Source organism: Rhizobium bangladeshense, assembly GCF_017357245.1.
In the GTDB taxonomy this organism is placed as follows: domain Bacteria; phylum Pseudomonadota; class Alphaproteobacteria; order Rhizobiales; family Rhizobiaceae; genus Rhizobium; species Rhizobium bangladeshense.
In genome coordinates this window covers 56,461-73,364 of record NZ_CP071614.1, presented here as the reverse complement: position 1 = coordinate 73,364, position 16,904 = coordinate 56,461, and the positions used below count along the sequence as shown (strand labels likewise).

Genomic DNA, 16,904 nt, shown 5'->3' with positions numbered 1-16,904 from the left:
ACGAAACCATGCGCAACGACAGCCGCCTTTCCCGCATGCTGCACGTGCTGATCCACATGGATCGGCATGAGCATTCGGCGACCTCCGAAATGATTGCAAAGATGCTGAACACCAATCCCGTCGTCGTCCGCCGCACCATGGCCGGGCTTCGCCAACAGGGTTATGTGCGTTCAGAAAAAGGCCACGGCGGCGGTTGGACGCTGGTGCGGCCTTTGTCCGAGATCACCCTGCTAGACGTCTACAACGCCCTCGGCGACCCCCACGTCTTCGCCATCGGCCCCGCCGATGATCAGCCCGAATGTCTGGTCGAACAGGCGGTGAATAACGCGTTGGCAGACGCGATGAAGGAGGCTGAGGCCCTGTTGCTGAGACGGCTGGGCAGCGTGACGCTGGAGGAAATCGCCGCTGAGTTCGAGGCAAAACTGACGGCGCGCTCAGCTACGACCTATTCTTGTGCCTCGTGAGCGGATGCTGCCGGTAGGACTCAGCCGTCACGCCCCTCACCTTCCATGAGGCAGTATCGCGATCGGGGTGCTGGTTGTTGCTCTCCTTGATCGCCGCGGCCCAGTCGGCGCCGTTGTTTTCGGTCGCTCCGGTATTTTCGATGCTCGTGATCGTATCGAACCATGTCACCATGTTCTCGGTGCAGGTATTGGCAAGCGGCGGAAAAGAGTGCGGATTGTCGAGCGAACCGATCATCAGGTTGGTGCGGCCGTTTTCAAGGTGATGGAAGAACAATGGCGTGCCGCAATTGGCGCAGAAGCCGCGCTCGACAAGCTCCGAGCTCTTCCAGACGCTCGGCTTGCCGCGTTCCCAGGTGAGCGCATCGTCGGGGGCGGCGACGAGCGCGGCAAAGATGTTGCCCGAGGCCTTCTGGCACATGCGGCAATGGCAGAGATGCGAATTGTCGAACATGGCGGTTGCGTGGTAGCGCACCGCACCGCACTGGCAGCCGCCGCTCACTTCAATTTCGAGACGTTTCATTTTTCTCCTCCTCCAACCTGCCAAAAAAGAGTCCGGCGCCCTTTCAGGTGAATTTGACCTCGTCGCGAACGCTATTGCCAGCCCGCTTCGGACGCCTCACACCCTCCGATACAGAAAATACCGCCCTTCCTTGATCCCCTCCGGCAGCGGCAGCGCTGCAAGCTCCGGATGCTCCAGCGGCAGACCGCTGACCGCGATACCGTCTGGTGCGAGCACGCCGGCCATCAACTGCGGCAGCCAGGTGAGCGTCACCGCGTCGATCTCGTCGTGACCGGTGCCGATGTCGGCATGGGCGAGAGCAGCGCCGATGCCGAGGAAGGCTTGGCCGGAGTCGCGGATATTGCCGGTGACCATATCGTCCGGCGCCGGGGTCGAGGCCGAGTAGGAGCGAACCTCCCAATCGAAAGCGATGATGCGGCGGCCGGGGAATTTCTCACGCAGGTGATCATAGGTGCGGCCGTTCCCGAGGCCGAACTCCAGCACCGGCCCTTCCATTTCCCCCACCAGATCGGTGATTGCGTTCAGAATGTCGCGTTGGGCCGTCAACCGGCGAATGAAGCTATCGAGGCGGCTCATCGAAATCCGTATCCGTGATGAAAATCGTGAGCGCGTGCTAACACATGAAACCTTGCCAAGTCGATTGCCGTATATGGGATTTGGCGTTGCAGCAGCGACATGGGTCTGTGCTAAGGTCGATGACATGACAATTGTGACCGACGAAGAATTCTTTGCAAGCGTGCCGCTCTTCAGCGCCTTCGAGGGCGTGACCGATGCCGGCAACTACCGGCCGCTGCCGGAGGGATGGGTGCTGGCGCTTGCCGATATAGTCGGCTCGACGCAGGCGATCGCCGGAGGGCGGTACAAGGACGTCAACATGGCGGGCGCCAGCGTCATATCGGCTGTCCTGAATGCCGTCGGCCAGGGCGACTATCCCTTCGTCTTCGGCGGCGACGGTGCGCTGATCGCGCTGCCGGGTTCGCTGGAGAAGACGGCGCGGGATGCGCTCGCCGCCGTGCAGGTCTGGGTCGAGGAGGATCTCGGCCTGATGCTGCGTGTAGCTATCGTGCCGGTCGCCGATACCCGCGCCGCCGGCCTCGATGTGCGCGTGGCACGCTATTCCGCGAGCCCCTACGTGACCTATGCGATGTTTTCGGGAGGCGGCACGAGCTGGGCGGAAAGGCAGATGAAGCTCGGCCGATATGGCATCGGGCGCGCCGCCCCAGGAACGCGGCCGGATCTTACCGGCCTTTCCTGCCGGTGGAGCCCGATTGCAGCCGAGAACGGCGAGATCGTCTCGATCATCGCCGTGCCCGGCGAAGGCCGGCCGGGCGAAGACTTCCGCGACCTCGTCAACGGCATCGTCGCCATTACCTCCGAGCAGAACCGGGGCAGCCACCCGGTGCCAGCCGACGGCCCCAAATTCGCCTTCTCGCTGAAGGGCATCAACCGCGAGGCCAGGGCCACCGCCCCGGCCGGCAGGCGGCTGCGGCAGAAGCTCATCATCTTCCTGCAACTCGCCATCGTCCTGGCGTGCCACAGGCTCGGCATTCGCCTCGGCCGCTTTGATGCGCGCCGTTACAAACGCGACGTCGCCGGCAATTCCGATTTCCGTAAATTCGACGACGGGCTGAAGATGACGGTCGACGTCGATGCCGAACATCTGAAACGGATCGAAACGCTGCTGGAGGAAGCGCAGGCAAAGGGCGTTGTCCGCTACGGCCTGCATCGGCAATCCTCGGCGCTGATGACCTGCTTCGTGCCGACGCCGGTCTCGCGCGACCACATGCATTTCATCGATGGCGCCGCCGGCGGTTATGCAGTGGCCGCCAGCCGGATGACGGGCAAATCGCTTTCAACAGCGACCGTATCGTAGGCGCAAAAGGCGACCGCGAGCATCGTCGAACATTATTTTTCGTAATGAAATCGGCACTGGATAATTTCCAACTGCTGACTGGCACCCTTGCCTGTCACACAGTACACGAGCCGATGCTCTCCAAGGATGCGCCGTGACCAAAATCCGGAAAGATCTCCCTTCAGCGGCTCTGGCTTGCCAAGACCTTTAAAGGGCGACCTTTTGGTATCCCTGAGCAGCTCGTTGATTTTCTCGACCAACTTCTGGTCGGTTTTCTGCCAGTATTCGTATTCTTCCCAGGAATTTGGGGTCCAGAGCAACTTCATGTCAAAGAGTTGGATCTTTCTCTATCCCCTGCCCGCTACGAAGCTGCCCAATACTTTCGCGTAGCCGGGCAGAATTGGCGGGGGTCGAGAGCAGGTGCAAAGTCTCTTGCATGCTTTCGTACTCGCTTTCGGCAATCAACACCATTGCTTCCGAACCTTGACGAGTCACGAGCAGAGGAGCGCGGGAAGACAGGACCTGATCAAAATAGGTTGCGATGTTCTGTCGGAACTCCGTCAAACGAACATGTGCCATCGAGCACCCCTTTCTGAGAAGCGCCGCGCAGGAAGTGCAGCGGTTTTCGCTATCGAGCGTACAGATATATGTACAGATTTCTCGAAAGTCAAATGCCAGGTTGGGTTCCCGTCACGCCTTGATGACGTGATCCGTCGCAAGGCCAAGCCGGTCAAAGACGTTGCGGGTGTCGACGATCAGCGAAGCAGTTTTAGCAAGCGCCGCATAATCGACCCTGTCATGATCCGTTGCGACCAGAACGGCATCATAGCCGGCCACCGCCTCCGGCGTCAGCGCCACCGACTTCCGCCCCTTCAGCGCCTGGTATTCGCGCGTCGGCGGAATTTCGGTGACGAAGGGGTCGTGGTAATCGGCGCGGCCGCCGCGTTCCTCGATGATCTCGATCAGCCGCAGGGACGGGCTCTCTCTTATATCGGCGACGTTCTTCTTGTAGGCGAGCCCCAGCACAAGCACACGGCTGCGGCTCAGCGCCTTGCCGGCGCGCATATCGAGCGCTTCGGCAAGCTTGCCGACGACATAACGCGGCATTGCCGAATTGATCTCGCCTGCAAGCTCGATGAAGCGGGTCGGCAGCTCGTATTCGCGTGATTTCCACGTGAGGTAAAAGGGATCGATCGGGATGCAATGGCCGCCAAGGCCCGGGCCAGGATAGAAGGGCATGTATCCGAAGGGCTTCGTCTTGGCCGCGTCAATCACTTCCCAGACATCGATACCCATCGCCGCATAGACGGTCTTCAGCTCGTTGACGAGAGCGATGTTGACCGAACGGAAGATGTTTTCGGTCAGCTTCACCGCCTCGGCCGTCGCATTCGAGGAGACCGGAACGACGGTCGACACCGCAGCACCGTAGAAGGCCTTCATCAGGGCCAACGCCTCGGGCCCGTCGCCGGCGACGACCTTCGGGATGGTGGCCGTGTGGTAGTGCTGGTTGCCGGGATCCTCGCGCTCGGGCGAGAAGCCGACGAAAAAGTCCGAGCCGGATTTCAGCCCGGTGCCTTCAAGAATGACCTTCACCACGTCGTCTGTTGTGCCGGGATAGGTGGTCGATTCCAGCGCGACGAGTTGGCCGGGGCGCAGGTGCTGGGCGATCGAGCGTGACGTCGCCTCTACGAAGGAAAGATCGGGATCGCGGTGTTTGGTCAGCGGCGTCGGCACGCAGATGATGATGACGTCGCATTCGGCAAGGCCGGCAAAATCTGTCGTCGCCCGGAACCGGCCCGCCTCGATCTCGGCGGCAAGCGCCTCGTTTCTGACGGCGTCGATATAGGAGCGGCGGCCCTCAAGCGCCACGATCTTGCCGGGATCGATGTCGAAGCCGGTGACCGCAAAGCCGCTGCGCGCCACGGCGATCGCCAGCGGCAGGCCGACATAGCCGAGCCCGATGATGCCGGCACGCGCCGCGCGGGTTTCGATCTTCTGCAGAAGCGTATCGAAGGTGGAGGTGGCCAAGGCGAGATCTCTCAAACGAAACAGGGGTAGCTGATCTAGTGCATGATCGCGTGGAATTAAACCCGGCTCCCATTCTCCGCGGCGCTACCCCGCGCTCCGTCGTTCTCGGCTTGGCCCGATGACCCACGCCGGCCTCCACGCCAGCAGCAGGCATGGATCCAGGCTCAAGACCTGGGATGACGGAGCATGGAGGCCTGTTTCTGCCAAACTCGACGTCGGCGCAACGGACAATGGATCACCCTTCCTGGTCCCAGGCGTTGCCGCGCGCCTCTCCATCGGCCTCCCACGACGTCTGCTCAGCTCGAGCCACGTTTCCCTACCCCGTGCCCTTAGAGCGGAGGAGAGCTGGTCGTGCCGATATCCCACCTCAGAATCCCCCCGGAGGTGTGGCCGAAATGCCCCGGAACCACCCTTTGCTGCAACTTGGGCGCACAAAAAACTCCGGGTCCCATTGTTTCGCATTTGCAGCATACCTATCTGAGTTTGATATTGAACCATCGAGAAAGGACTTCCCGTCCGATCCCCGTACCGGGGAAAATGAGGGGGCGCCGCTGCCGGGCTTTCGGCAGATCGTTGACACTATTTTACCGCTCGTACATCCTGATTTCCTTGTGACCTGCGCATGAGAATGTGCTGGCCTGGGGATTTTTGGCTCTTGGGGATGGCGTGCCTTATGAGGATCATACCGCGAATGAGCACGATCGAATCCAGCGTGTCCTCCATCCTATTGGACCGGGTCGCCGAATGGCTGACGCATTCCTCGCTGGCAGGCGACGACCTCGAAAACATCGTGCGCGGCTTCTGCGAAAGGCTTGCCGCCGCCGGCCTGCCGATCGCGCGCGTACACCTGACCTTTTCGATGCTGCATCCACTCTACGATGCGTTGAGCTTCACCTGGCGGCGCGCCAGCGGCGTCACCATCGAGGGCTTCCGCATGCCCGCCGGCCAAAAGCCAGACCGCTTCCTGCAGAGCCCCTATTATTATCTGCTCGACAATAACCTGCAGCACATACGCCGCCGGCTGATGCAGGAAGGGCCGGCCGAATTCCCGATCTTCGAAGACCTGCGCAAGGACAGGATGACCGATTACCTCGCCTTCGTGCAGCCCTTCGGCGACGATTCGGTGCAGGGCATGATGGGCTCCTGGTCGACCGACCACCATAACGGTTTTACCGACGACATGATCGACGCGCTGCTCCGGATGCAGAACCATCTGGCAGTCGCCGCCAAGATGGCGGTACTCGGCAAGCTCGCCAACAACATGCTGACCACCTATCTCGGCGGCGACGCCGGCAAACGGGTGCTGAACGGCCAGATTCGCCGCGGTGACGGCGAGACGATCCGTGCGGCCCTCGTCATGGGCGACATGCGCGAATCCACCATGTATGCCGAAAAGGAAGGCAGGCAGGCCTATATCGACACGCTGAACCAATTCTTCGATGCGATTGCCGCCCCCTTCAACCGCAATGGCGGCGAGATCCTGAGCTTCCTCGGCGACGGCTTCCTGGCCGTCTATCCCTGCGGACGTCACAAAGACCCGTCCAAAATCGCCTGCGAGGCAGCCCTTTCGGCGGTGCACCAGGCGCAAGCACGGGTCGCCGAACTCAACCGCGATCGCGAGGAGAGGGGTCTATCCAGGATCGGTTACGGCATCGGCCTGCATGTCGGCAATGTCATGTTCGGCAATGTCGGCCTCAAGGACCGGCTGACCTTCTCCGCCTTCGGCTCGGCGGTCAACGAGGTGCAGCGTTTGCAGATCCTGACCAAGAAATACGGCCGCGAAGTGGTCGCCAGCCAGGCCTTCGCCGGCTATTGCGGCGGCGAATGGACGACGCTCGGCGAGGAGAAACTGCGCGGCATACGCCAGAAGGTGACAGTGCTGCAGCCGCGCGCCCCGGCCTCGGAGATTCATGTCGATGAACACTTCCGCGAGGCCGTGCAGAACGGACTGTCCGAAGCCGAGCAGGTCATTCTCCTGCACCGCGACGCCAAGAAACAGGTCAAGCGCACAAGTATGGAGAAGTTCATCCAGTAAAACGCAAGGTTGCGGCCGCTAAAACTGCGTGTTTCTTCCGGACAGGGATGGTGAAACACGGCCTTTCCCCTTGATTGTCATCAGCTAGACACCCCGTTTGCGGTACGATAGTGTTACCTTAACGGGAACATAGAAGACTGGGGAATTTCATTGGTATGGCGTCCGCTGCCGATCTGTTGCGTATTGAGAATCTTGACGTCTCCTTCTCCGTTTTCGGCGACCGCCTGCGTGTCGTAAAGGAAGCCAATCTCCGCATTCTTCCGGGCAAGGTCACCGCTCTCGTCGGGGAATCCGGTTCCGGCAAATCGGTGATCAGCCAGGCCGTCATGGGCATTCTGCCCAATCCGGCCAGGGCCTCCGGCAGCATCCTCTTCACCGACCCCCTCGACGGCAGCACGACCGATATCCTGTCGCTCTCGCGCGATAGCGAGGCGATGCGCGATCTGCGCGGCCGGCGCATGGCGACGATCTTTCAGGAGCCGATGACCTCGCTCTCGCCGCTGCACACAGTCGGCAACCAGATCAGCGAAGCACTGCTGATCCACACCGAGACCGACAAGCAGGCGGCGCGTGAGAAGACCGAGGAAATGCTCGGTCTCGTCGGCTTTTCCAATCCGCACCGCACCTACGACATGTATCCGTTCGAACTGTCTGGCGGCATGCGCCAGCGCGCTATGATCGCCATGGCGCTGATCTGCAAGCCGGCGCTCTTGATCGCCGACGAGCCGACGACGGCGCTCGACGTGACGATCCAGGCGCAGATCCTCGAACTGCTGCGCGACCTGCAGACTAAGCTCGGCATGGCGATGCTGCTCATCACCCATGATCTCGGCATCGTCGCCAATATGGCCGACGAGGTGGTCGTCATCTATCACGGGGAGATCATGGAAGCCGGGCCGGTCGAGGCGATCTTCCGAAATCCGCAGCATCCCTATCTCAAGGCCCTGATGGCGGCCGTCCCGCATTTCGACATGAAACCAGGCGAGCGGCTGAAGGCGCTGCGTGACGTGCCGGTCAATCTCGAGACGCTGGTCGGCAAGAAGAAGCCGCTGCAGGCGGAAACGCCGGGCGTACTGCTTTCGGTCAGCAATCTGTCGAAGACCTTTAAGACGCGCAAGCGCGGTTTCCTCGGCAAGCAGGAAGCCGCCGTCCTGCGCGCCGTCGACGATGTCAGCTTCGATATCCGCCGCGGCGAATGTCTCGGTCTGGTCGGGGAGTCCGGCTGCGGCAAGACGACACTCAGCAAGATCCTGATGCGTGCGGTAACTCCTGATAGCGGCGCTGTCGTGTTCAACGACGGCAAGGACGTGATCGACGTGCTTTCCGTGCGCGGCGATGCACTGCAGGATATGCGCACCAAGATCCAGATGGTGTTCCAGGATCCGGTCTCTTCGCTTTCGCCGCGCATGACGGTGCGCAACATTCTCAGCGAACCGCTGGAGATCCACGACCGCGGCGACAGTGACGAGCGCAAGCGCAAGGTCGAAGGGCTGATGGGCGCGATCGGCCTCGACAAGCGATATCTCAGCCGCTACCCGCACAGCTTCTCGGGCGGCCAGCGCCAGCGCATCGGCATTGCTCGGGCACTGGCACTCGGCCCGAAACTCGTCATCCTCGATGAGCCGGTGTCGGCGCTCGACGTCTCGGTGCAAGCGCAGATCCTCAACCTCCTGAAGGATCTGCAGAAGGAGTTGGGGCTTACCTATCTCTTTATCTCGCACAATCTTGCGGTCGTCGATTACATGGCCGACCGCATCGCGGTCATGTGCAAGGGCCGCATCGTCGAGATCGCGCCGCGCGAGATCATCCTGCGCGATCCAGTGCATCCCTATACGAAATCACTGCTTGCCGCCGTCCCCTTCCCCGATCTCGACCGGCCGCTCGATTTCAAGGCGCTCCGGGAAAACGGCGCCGCCGACAAGCAGAACTGGGGCGTTACCTTCACCGCCGAGCATGACGATGCTTCCGAGCTTGCCTATGCCGACCTCGGCGACGGCCATCTGGTGCGCGCCCGCAAGGGCGTCGATATCCGGGAGTTGCGCTGATGGTGACGCGTCGCACCTTTCTGGGCGGCCTTGTCGGCGCCGCCATCGCCCCCGCCGTCCTTCGCGCCGAACAGGCGGGCGAACCGGAATTCCTCAAGGAGAAGCTGACATCAGGCAGCCTGCCGCCGATGGCCGAGCGCATTCCCGCCCGCCCGCGCATCGTCAATCTGAAGGAGATGGGGCTCGAACCCGGCGCCTATGGCGGCACGGTGCGCACCATCATCGGCAGCCAGCGCGACATCCGCTTCATGACGATCTACGGCTATTCCCGCCTGATCGGCTACAACAAGCACCTGCAATTCCAGCCCGATATCCTGGCCGACTTCTACGCCGAAGACGACAAGGTCTTCACCTTCATGCTGCGCGAAGGCCATAAATGGTCCGACGGTCAGCCGTTCACCGCCGACGATTTCCGCTATTGGTGGGAAGACGTCATCCTGAACGACAAGCTGACGCCGGGCGGCGGTGCGCTCGAGCTTCGTCCGCACGGCAATCTGCCGCGCTTCGAGATGCTCGATCCGCTGACGGTGCGTTATACCTGGGAGAAGCCCAATCCGATGTTTCTGCCGAGCTTGGCAGGTCCTCAGCCGCTCGTCATCTTCGGACCGGCGCACTACCTCAAGCAGTTCCATAAGAATTTCCAGCCGGACGAGGCGAAGATGGAACAGATGATGAAGGAGAGCCGCGTCAAGAAGTGGCAGGATCTTCACATCAAGATGGCGCGCTCCTACCGGCCTGAGAATCCCAACCTGCCGACGCTGGATCCCTGGCACAATACGACGGCGCTGCCGGCCGAGCAGTTCGTCTTCGAGCGCAACCCCTTCTTCCATCGCGTCGACGAGACCGGCAGGCAGCTTCCCTATCTCGATCGTTTCGTCCTCAACGTCTCTTCTTCGTCGATCATTGCCGCCAAGGCCGGTGCCGGCGAGGCCGACCTGCAGGCGACCGGCATCGATTTCAACGACTATACCTTCCTGAAGGAGGCTGAGAAGCGCTTTCCCGTCAAGGTCAATCTCTGGAAGGTCGCGCGCGGCTCTCGCATCACGCTCCTGCCGAATCTCAACTGCGCCGACGAGGTGTGGCGCGGCCTTTTCCGCGACGTGCGCCTGCGCCGGGCGCTGTCGCTGGCGATCAACCGCCACGAGATCAACATGGTCGCCTTTTATGGCTTGGGCACGCCGAGCGCCGATACGGTCCTGCCCGACAGTCCGCTCTTCAAGCAGGAATATGCCGACGCCTTCGTCAAGTTCGATCCCGATGAGGCCAACCGCCTGCTCGACGAGCTCGGCCTGAGCAAGCGCGGCGACGACGGCATCCGGCTGCTGCCGGACGGGCGGCGCGCCGAGATCACCGTCGAGACCGCCGGCGAAAGCAATCTCGACACCGACGTGCTGGAACTGGTGCACGATCACTGGGCCGATATCGGCCTTGCGCTCTATACCCGCACCTCGCAGCGAGACGTCTTCCGTAACCGGGCCATGAGCGGCACGATCATGATGTCGATCTGGTACGGCCTCGACAACGGCGTGCCGACGGCCGACATGTCGCCGTCCGGCCTTGCGCCGACGCTCGACGATCAACTGCAATGGCCGCTCTGGGGCATGCATTATCTCTCCGCCGGCCAGGAAGGCGTGGCGCCCGATCTGCCGGAGGCGGCCGAGCTGGTCGATCTTCTCAAACAATGGGGCTCGACGGCGAAATTCGAGGAACGTCAGGCGATCTGGCACAGAATGCTGTCGCTCTATACGCAGCAGGTCTTCTCGATCGGCCTGATCAACAGCACGCTGCAGCCGATCCTGCGCTCCGCCAAGCTGCAGAACCTGCCGGAAAGAGCACTCTACGGCTTCGATCCCACCTCCTATCTCGGCATCTATATGCCGGATGTTTTCTGGTACAAGGAGGCCTGAGGCGTGCTCAGATACATTCTCTGGCGCATGGCCGCCATGGTGCCGACGCTCTTCGTCATTTCGGCGCTTGTTTTCACCATTATCGAGCTGCCGCCGGGAGACTTCTTCGAGAGTCAGATCGCGGAGCTGCGCGCTTCCGGCGAGACTGCCAACCTCCAGGAAATCGAGGAAATGCGGGAGCAATACGGCTTCGACAAGCCGGAGATCGTGCGCTACTTCTACTGGGTCGGCGGCATGCTGCACGGCGATTTCGGCTATTCCTTCGAATACCAGCTGCCGGTCTCGGACGTGGTCGGCGAACGGCTATGGCTGACGATCCTCGTCTCCTTCACGACGATCCTGCTCACCTGGCTGATCGCCTTTCCGATCGGCATCTATTCGGCGACGCACCAGTATAGCTGGAGCGATTACGGGCTGACCTTCCTCGGCCTTCTCGGCATCGCCATTCCGAACTTCATGCTGGCGCTGATCCTGATGTATTTCGCCAATGTCTGGTTCGGGCTGTCGATCGGCCATCTGATGGACCAGCAATATCTCAACCAGCCGATGAGCTGGGAAAAGGCGAAGTCGATCCTCGCTCATCTCTGGATCCCCGTCATCATCGTCGGCACGGCCGGTACGGCCGGCATGATCCGGCGGCTGCGGGCCAATCTTCTCGATGAGATGCAGAAGCAATATGTGACGACGGCTCGCGCCAAGGGACTGCATCCGATGCGGGCGCTGGTCAAATATCCACTGCGCATGGCGCTCAATTTCTTCATCGCCGATATCGGCTCGATCCTGCCATCGATCATCTCGGGGGCCGAGATCGTCGCGATCGTTCTATCGCTGGAGACGACCGGCCCGATGCTGATCAAGGCGCTGCAGAGCCAGGACATGTATCTCGCCGGCTCCTTCCTGATGTTCCTCGCCTTCCTCAACGTTATCGGCGTGCTGATCTCCGACATCGCCCTCGGCTTCCTCGATCCCCGCATCCGTCTGCAAGGCAGGAGCACCAAATAATGTCGCCCCTTCCCGCACCCGGCGCGCCCCTGCCGCACTACGTCTCCACCGCTCCGTTTGATCCGCATGCGACCGAAACCATGACGGCGGCGCGATCGCGCATCCATCTCGCCTCCCAGAAGCAGCTGATGTGGTGGAAATTCAAGCAGCACAGGCTCGCCTTGATCTCCGGCATCTTTCTCGCGGCCATCTACCTGATGATCATGATCGTCGAGTTCCTGGCGCCGTATGGCCTGCACACCCGCAACGTCGATTTCATCCATGCGCCGCCGCAGCGCGTCCATTTCTTCGACAAAGGCGAGTTCGTCGGTCCCTTCGTCTACGGCCGCAGCATGACTCTCGATCTCGACACGCTGCACCGCGTCTATACCGACAGGCCGAACGACGTGCAGCCGATCCGCTTCTTTTGCCGCGGTGATTCCTATAATTTCTGGGGTCTCGTCGCCTCGAACTATCATCTCGTCTGTCCGGCGATCGGCGGCCAGATGTTCCTGCTCGGCACCGACCGGCTCGGCCGCGACGTGCTGTCGCGCATCCTCTACGGCGCGCGGATATCGCTGACGATCGGCCTGATCGGCATCGCGATCAGCTTCGTGCTCGGCGTCGTCATCGGCGGCCTTGCCGGCTACTGGGGCGGCATTTTCGATCTCATCGTCCAGCGCCTGATCGAAGTGCTGCAATCGCTGCCGAGCCTGCCGCTATGGATGGCGCTGGCAGCCATCATGCCGGTAACCTGGAGCCCGATCGTCATCTATTTCGGCATAACGGTCATCCTCGGCATCATCGACTGGACCGGACTGGCGCGGGCGGTGCGCTCCAAGCTCCTGGCGCTGCGCGAGGAAGATTACGTGCAGGCCGCGCAGCTGATGGGCGCCAGCACGCCCCGCATCATCGGCCGCCATCTCGTGCCCGGCTTCATGTCGCACCTCATCGCTTCCGCGACGATTTCGATCCCCGGCATGATCCTCGGCGAGACTGCGCTTTCCTTCCTCGGCCTCGGTCTTCGTCCGCCGATCACCAGCTGGGGCATTCTGCTGACGGAGGCAAAAAGCGTCAGCGTCATCGCCTTCTATCCTTGGCTGCTCTTTCCGATCATTCCTGTTGTTCTTGTCATTTTGGCGTTCAACTTTCTGGGAGACGGCTTGCGCGATGCGGCAGATCCCTACAAATAGCAGGAAGCTCGGCGGCGCCTTCCGGCACCGCCCCCGCCTCTTGGCCTCCGGACGGTGGGGGTACTAATTCATGTTGTTCACCCCGGAGGGGACACCCATGGCCAGACGTCTCGAAGATGCTCGCATCCTCATGTACAGCCACGACACCTTCGGCCTCGGCCATCTCAGGCGCTGTCGCACCATCGCCCATGCGCTGGTCGAGGATTATCGCGGCCTCAATATCCTGATCATTTCGGGTGCGACGATCGCCGGCGCCTTCGACTACCGCGCCCGCGTCGATTTTGTGAAGATCCCCAGTGTCATCAAGCTGCGCAACGGCGAATATACGTCGCTTGCCAGCCATATCGACCTGCACGAGACGCTGAAGATGCGCGAATCGAGCATCCGTCACACGGCCGAGACCTTCCAGCCGGATATCTTCATCGTCGACAAGGAGCCGATGGGATTGAAGGGCGAGGTCGAGGATACGCTCGCCTATCTCAAGGCGCGCGGCTCAGTACTGGTTCTTGGGCTGCGCGAGATCATGGACGCTCCGCATCTGCTCGAGGCTGAGTGGAAGAAGAACAGCGTCATGCAGAAGATCGACCAGTACTACGATAGCGTCTGGGTTTACGGTCCGCCTGACTTCTACGATCCGCTTATTGGTCTCGACGTGCCGGCCAGCCTGCGCCGGAAGATGGACTTCGTCGGTTTCCTGCAGCGCAGCGTCTCCAAAGGCAAGAGCTCGGTCAACGCCCGCAAGGACAATTACCTGCTCGTCACGACAGGCGGCGGCGGCGACGGTTCCGATCTCGTCCATGACGTCATGAACGCCTATGAGGCCGACCCCATGCTGACGCAAAAGGCGCTGGTCGTGCTCGGTCCCTATATGCCGGCCGCCGAGCGCGCCAAGCTGGTGCAGAAGGGTGAAGCCATTCCCTATATCGAGGTCATCGAGTTCGACAATCACATGGAGGAACTGATCGCCGGCGCCACCGGCGTCGTCGCCATGGGCGGCTACAACACCTATTGCGAGATCCTCTCCTTCGACAAGCCGGCTCTGATCGTGCCGCGCGTCAAGCCGCGCGAGGAACAGCTGCTGCGCGCGAAGCGGGCAAGCGAGCTCGGCCTCGTCGACATGCTGCTGCCGGAAGAATCGGCCGATCCCAGGATCATAGCCGAGGCACTGAAACGCCTGCCTTTCCGCCTGCCGCCGTCGAAAAGCGGCAGCAACATGCATCTCGAAGGGCTGGACCACATCTCGCAGACCGTCGGCCGGTGGCTCGACGGCCGCGGCAGCCATCTTTCCCTCGTCGGCGCGGAATAGGGCACAGCCTTGCCACCACGCCGCAAGATGCTCGTCGTGCTGAAAGGCTATCCCCGCCTATCGGAAACCTTTATCGCTCAGGAGCTGCTCGGCCTCGAAAGGGCCGGCTTCGACCTGACGCTGATTTCCATGCGCCGGCCGACCGACAAGAAGCGCCATCCCGTGCATGACGAGATCAAGGCGCGCGTCGTCTATCTGCCTGAATATCTGCACGAGGAGCCGATCCGCGTTCTGAAAGGCATGGCCGCCGGCTTCGGTAAACCTGGCTTCAAGGTGCTGATGAAACGCTTCTGGGCCGACCTCAAGCGCGATCTCTCCCGCAACCGTTTCCGCCGCCTCGGCCAGGCCCTGGTGCTGGCGCGCGAATGGCCGGATGGGGGCGAATGGCTGCATGCCCATTTCATCCATACGCCGGCCTCGGTAACGGAATATACGAGCATCCTGACGGGCACGCCCTGGACCTGTTCGGCGCATGCCAAGGACATATGGACGTCTCCCGACTGGGAGCTGAACGAGAAGCTGAAGAGCGCCCGCTGGACCGTCACCTGCACCCGGACCGGCTATGAGCACATGCGCATGCTGACATCGCGCAAGGATGCCGTGCACTTGAGCTATCACGGCCTCGATCTCGCCCGCTTCGGCCATTTTTCCGGTGCGCATTCGGCCCGCACCGGGAGCGACCCCGACAACCCGGCCTTCATCCTCAGCGTCGGCCGCGCCGTCGAGAAGAAGGGCTACGACGTCTTGTTGCGGGCGCTGGCGCTGCTGCCCGCCGACCTGCATTGGCGCATGGAGCATATCGGCGGCGGCGACGAGCTTGCCAGACTGAAGGCGCTCGCCACCGAGCTCGGCCTCTCCGGCCGCATCGTCTGGAAGGGCGCCATGGCCCAGGAAGACGTGCTCGATCACTACCGCCGCGCCGATCTCTTCGCGCTGGCCTGCCGCATCGCCGCCAACGGCGACCGCGACGGCTTGCCGAACGTGTTGGTCGAGGCCTCGAGCCAGCGCCTCATCTGCGTCTCGACCGCCGTGTCCGGTGTGCCGGAACTGCTGACGGATGGCGAAAACGGCCTCGTCGTGCCGCCGGAGGATCCGGCGATGCTTGCGAAAGCCCTGGAGGCGGCGATCCGAGACCCGGCGCTGCGCCAGCGCCTCGGTGACGCTGCCGAGAGACGGGTGCGCGAGAATTTCGACTATCATTCCAGCATCAGACAGCTCACCGGCCTGTTCGAGGCCGAATGGCAGAGGGCGTCATGACGGCACCGCGCATCTTCTTCTACGTCCAGCACCTTCTCGGCATAGGCCACATCGCCCGCGCCAGCCGCATCGCCAACGCTCTTGTCAAGGACGGATTCGATGTCACCGTCGTGACCGGCGGCCTGCCCGTGCCGGGCTTTCCCGGCGAGGGTGTCAAAACAGTGGCCTTGCCGGCGGTCGTCGCCAGCAATGCAGGTTTCTCCGGCCTCGCCGATGCCGATGGCCGGCCGGCCGGCGAGGAATTTCTCGCTGCCCGCCGGCAATTGCTGCTCGACGCCTTCCGTGCCGCAAGACCCGATATCGTCATCATCGAGGCCTTCCCCTTTGGCCGACGGCAGATGCGCTTCGAACTCCTGCCCTTGCTTGAAGCAATCGAGAAGGCCGAACCACGGCCGAAGCTCGCAAGTTCGGTGCGCGACATCCTGCAGGAAAACCGCAAGGCCGGCCGCGACGCCGAAACAGTCGCCCTGGTCAAGGATCATTTCGACGTCGTTCTCGTCCACGGCGACCCCGCCTTCGTCAGACTCGAGGATACCTTTCCGCTGACGGCTGAGATTGCCGACAGGCTACGCTATACCGGCCTCGTCGCTCCGCCGCCGGCGCCAGACCCGGCGGAGACCTTCGACATCATCGCTTCGGCCGGCGGCGGCGCGGTCGGCGCCGAGCTGATCGGCGCGGCGAAAGAGGCGGCAGCTCTCCTGCCGGGCGATCTTCGCTGGCTGCTGATCTCTGGCCCCAATCTGCCGGAAGACGATTTCGCCGCACTATCGCGAAACATGCCTCCAAACGTGACGCTTGCGCGCTTCCGCAAGGACTTTCCTTCGCTCTTGCGGGGAGCCAGGGTGTCGATCTCGCAGGCCGGCTACAACACCGTCGGCGACCTTCTGCGCACCAAGTGCCGGGCGATCCTCATCCCCTTCGTCGCCGGCGGCGAGACCGAACAGACGGTGCGCGCCGAACGGCTGCAGGCCCTTGGTCTTGCCGATATCCTGCCGGAAGAAGGGCTGACCTCCGTCCATGTGAAAGAGGCGGTTGAACGGGCGCTCGCGGCCCCTCGACAAGGGCCGGTCCCGCTCGATCTCGACGGGGCGGAGAAAACGGCCGCCATCATTCGCTCCATGATTGCCGAATCGCTCGCCCAATTCAAAAATCCTGTGATATAAGCAGAGTTCCGGCGAGAATCGGCCTTTCTGCAGCCGGTCCCTTCGCCTTGTTTTCATTGCGATAACGGCGGTCCGGCTGCATGGTCCTGTTCTCAACAATTCCTCCCGTCCCCGCGTCCGGATCGCGCCTTCGGAATTTCCCAGCAAGCTGAC

At 62.1% G+C, this 16,904-nt stretch carries 15 protein-coding genes; 10 read left to right on the top strand and 5 right to left on the bottom strand.

The genetic code is table 11. The features are described 5' to 3' along the window. The first annotated feature begins 8 nt into the window (after nucleotides 1–8). Nucleotides 9–464, top strand: coding sequence for an Rrf2 family transcriptional regulator (locus J2J98_RS24225; RefSeq protein WP_064707328.1), 456 nt, complete (start codon nucleotides 9–11; stop codon nucleotides 462–464). Here J2J98_RS24225 and J2J98_RS24220 read toward each other — a convergent pair. Beyond that, nucleotides 439–984 (bottom strand): GFA family protein, encoded by a 546-nt coding sequence (locus J2J98_RS24220; RefSeq protein ID WP_138396148.1) that lies wholly within the window; start codon nucleotides 982–984, stop codon nucleotides 439–441. The genes J2J98_RS24225 and J2J98_RS24220 overlap by 26 nt on opposite strands. Nucleotides 985–1,080: 96 nt before the next feature. Then, nucleotides 1,081–1,560 carry a class I SAM-dependent methyltransferase gene (locus tag J2J98_RS24215; protein ID WP_207603682.1) on the bottom strand — a complete coding sequence of 160 codons (480 nt, stop codon included), beginning with the start codon at nucleotides 1,558–1,560 and terminating at the stop codon, nucleotides 1,081–1,083. A 124-nt stretch (nucleotides 1,561–1,684) separates the two neighbouring features. Between J2J98_RS24215 and J2J98_RS24210 the strand changes: the two genes are divergently transcribed. Beyond that, complete coding sequence (locus tag J2J98_RS24210) at nucleotides 1,685–2,857, top strand: DUF3095 domain-containing protein (RefSeq protein ID WP_207603681.1); 1,173 nt, start codon at nucleotides 1,685–1,687, stop codon at nucleotides 2,855–2,857. Nucleotides 2,858–2,889: 32 nt separating this feature from the next. On the opposite strand, the gene J2J98_RS24205 is transcribed toward J2J98_RS24210, so the two are convergent. The 3 genes from J2J98_RS24205 to J2J98_RS24195 all read right to left on the bottom strand — a co-directional run bounded on the left by J2J98_RS24205 (nucleotide 2,890) and on the right by J2J98_RS24195 (nucleotide 4,864). Further along, nucleotides 2,890–3,162 (bottom strand): Txe/YoeB family addiction module toxin, encoded by a 273-nt coding sequence (locus tag J2J98_RS24205; protein ID WP_207603680.1) that lies wholly within the window; start codon nucleotides 3,160–3,162, stop codon nucleotides 2,890–2,892. A 1-nt stretch (nucleotide 3,163) separates the two neighbouring features. Continuing rightward, complete coding sequence (locus J2J98_RS24200; protein WP_064707332.1) at nucleotides 3,164–3,415, bottom strand: type II toxin-antitoxin system Phd/YefM family antitoxin; 252 nt, start codon at nucleotides 3,413–3,415, stop codon at nucleotides 3,164–3,166. A 111-nt stretch (nucleotides 3,416–3,526) separates the two neighbouring features. Continuing rightward, nucleotides 3,527–4,864, bottom strand: coding sequence for a nucleotide sugar dehydrogenase (locus J2J98_RS24195; RefSeq protein ID WP_064713262.1), 1,338 nt, complete (start codon nucleotides 4,862–4,864; stop codon nucleotides 3,527–3,529). A 691-nt stretch (nucleotides 4,865–5,555) separates the two neighbouring features. Here J2J98_RS24195 and J2J98_RS24190 point away from each other — a divergent pair. The 8 genes from J2J98_RS24190 to J2J98_RS24155 all read left to right on the top strand — a co-directional run bounded on the left by J2J98_RS24190 (nucleotide 5,556) and on the right by J2J98_RS24155 (nucleotide 16,751). Beyond that, complete coding sequence (locus tag J2J98_RS24190; protein ID WP_207603679.1) at nucleotides 5,556–6,899, top strand: adenylate/guanylate cyclase domain-containing protein; 1,344 nt, start codon at nucleotides 5,556–5,558, stop codon at nucleotides 6,897–6,899. A gap of 155 nt (nucleotides 6,900–7,054) precedes the next feature. Next, on the top strand, nucleotides 7,055–8,944 hold the full coding sequence (locus J2J98_RS24185) for an ABC transporter ATP-binding protein (protein WP_207603678.1): 1,890 nt from the start codon (nucleotides 7,055–7,057) through the stop codon (nucleotides 8,942–8,944). Next, entirely contained in the window at nucleotides 8,944–10,851 is a 1,908-nt protein-coding gene (locus tag J2J98_RS24180) for an ABC transporter substrate-binding protein (RefSeq protein ID WP_207603677.1), read from the top strand. The genes J2J98_RS24185 and J2J98_RS24180 overlap by 1 nt, the downstream gene beginning before the upstream one ends. A gap of 3 nt (nucleotides 10,852–10,854) precedes the next feature. Then, nucleotides 10,855–11,853, top strand: a complete 999-nt coding sequence (locus tag J2J98_RS24175) for an ABC transporter permease (RefSeq protein WP_064695601.1) — start codon at nucleotides 10,855–10,857, stop codon at nucleotides 11,851–11,853. After that, nucleotides 11,853–13,025, top strand: a complete 1,173-nt coding sequence (locus J2J98_RS24170; protein WP_064707337.1) for an ABC transporter permease — start codon at nucleotides 11,853–11,855, stop codon at nucleotides 13,023–13,025. The genes J2J98_RS24175 and J2J98_RS24170 overlap by 1 nt, the downstream gene beginning before the upstream one ends. Nucleotides 13,026–13,122: 97 nt before the next feature. Next, the gene (locus J2J98_RS24165; protein ID WP_207603676.1) at nucleotides 13,123–14,331 is read left to right on the top strand and encodes a glycosyltransferase family protein; all 1,209 of its coding nucleotides are present in this window, start codon (nucleotides 13,123–13,125) and stop codon (nucleotides 14,329–14,331) included. Nucleotides 14,332–14,340: 9 nt separating this feature from the next. Continuing rightward, nucleotides 14,341–15,588 carry a glycosyltransferase gene (locus J2J98_RS24160; protein ID WP_064707339.1) on the top strand — a complete coding sequence of 416 codons (1,248 nt, stop codon included), beginning with the start codon at nucleotides 14,341–14,343 and terminating at the stop codon, nucleotides 15,586–15,588. Further along, nucleotides 15,585–16,751 (top strand): glycosyltransferase family protein, encoded by a 1,167-nt coding sequence (locus J2J98_RS24155; protein WP_207603675.1) that lies wholly within the window; start codon nucleotides 15,585–15,587, stop codon nucleotides 16,749–16,751. Before J2J98_RS24160 ends, J2J98_RS24155 begins: the two co-directional genes overlap by 4 nt. The last annotated feature ends 153 nt before the right edge of the window (nucleotides 16,752–16,904 follow it).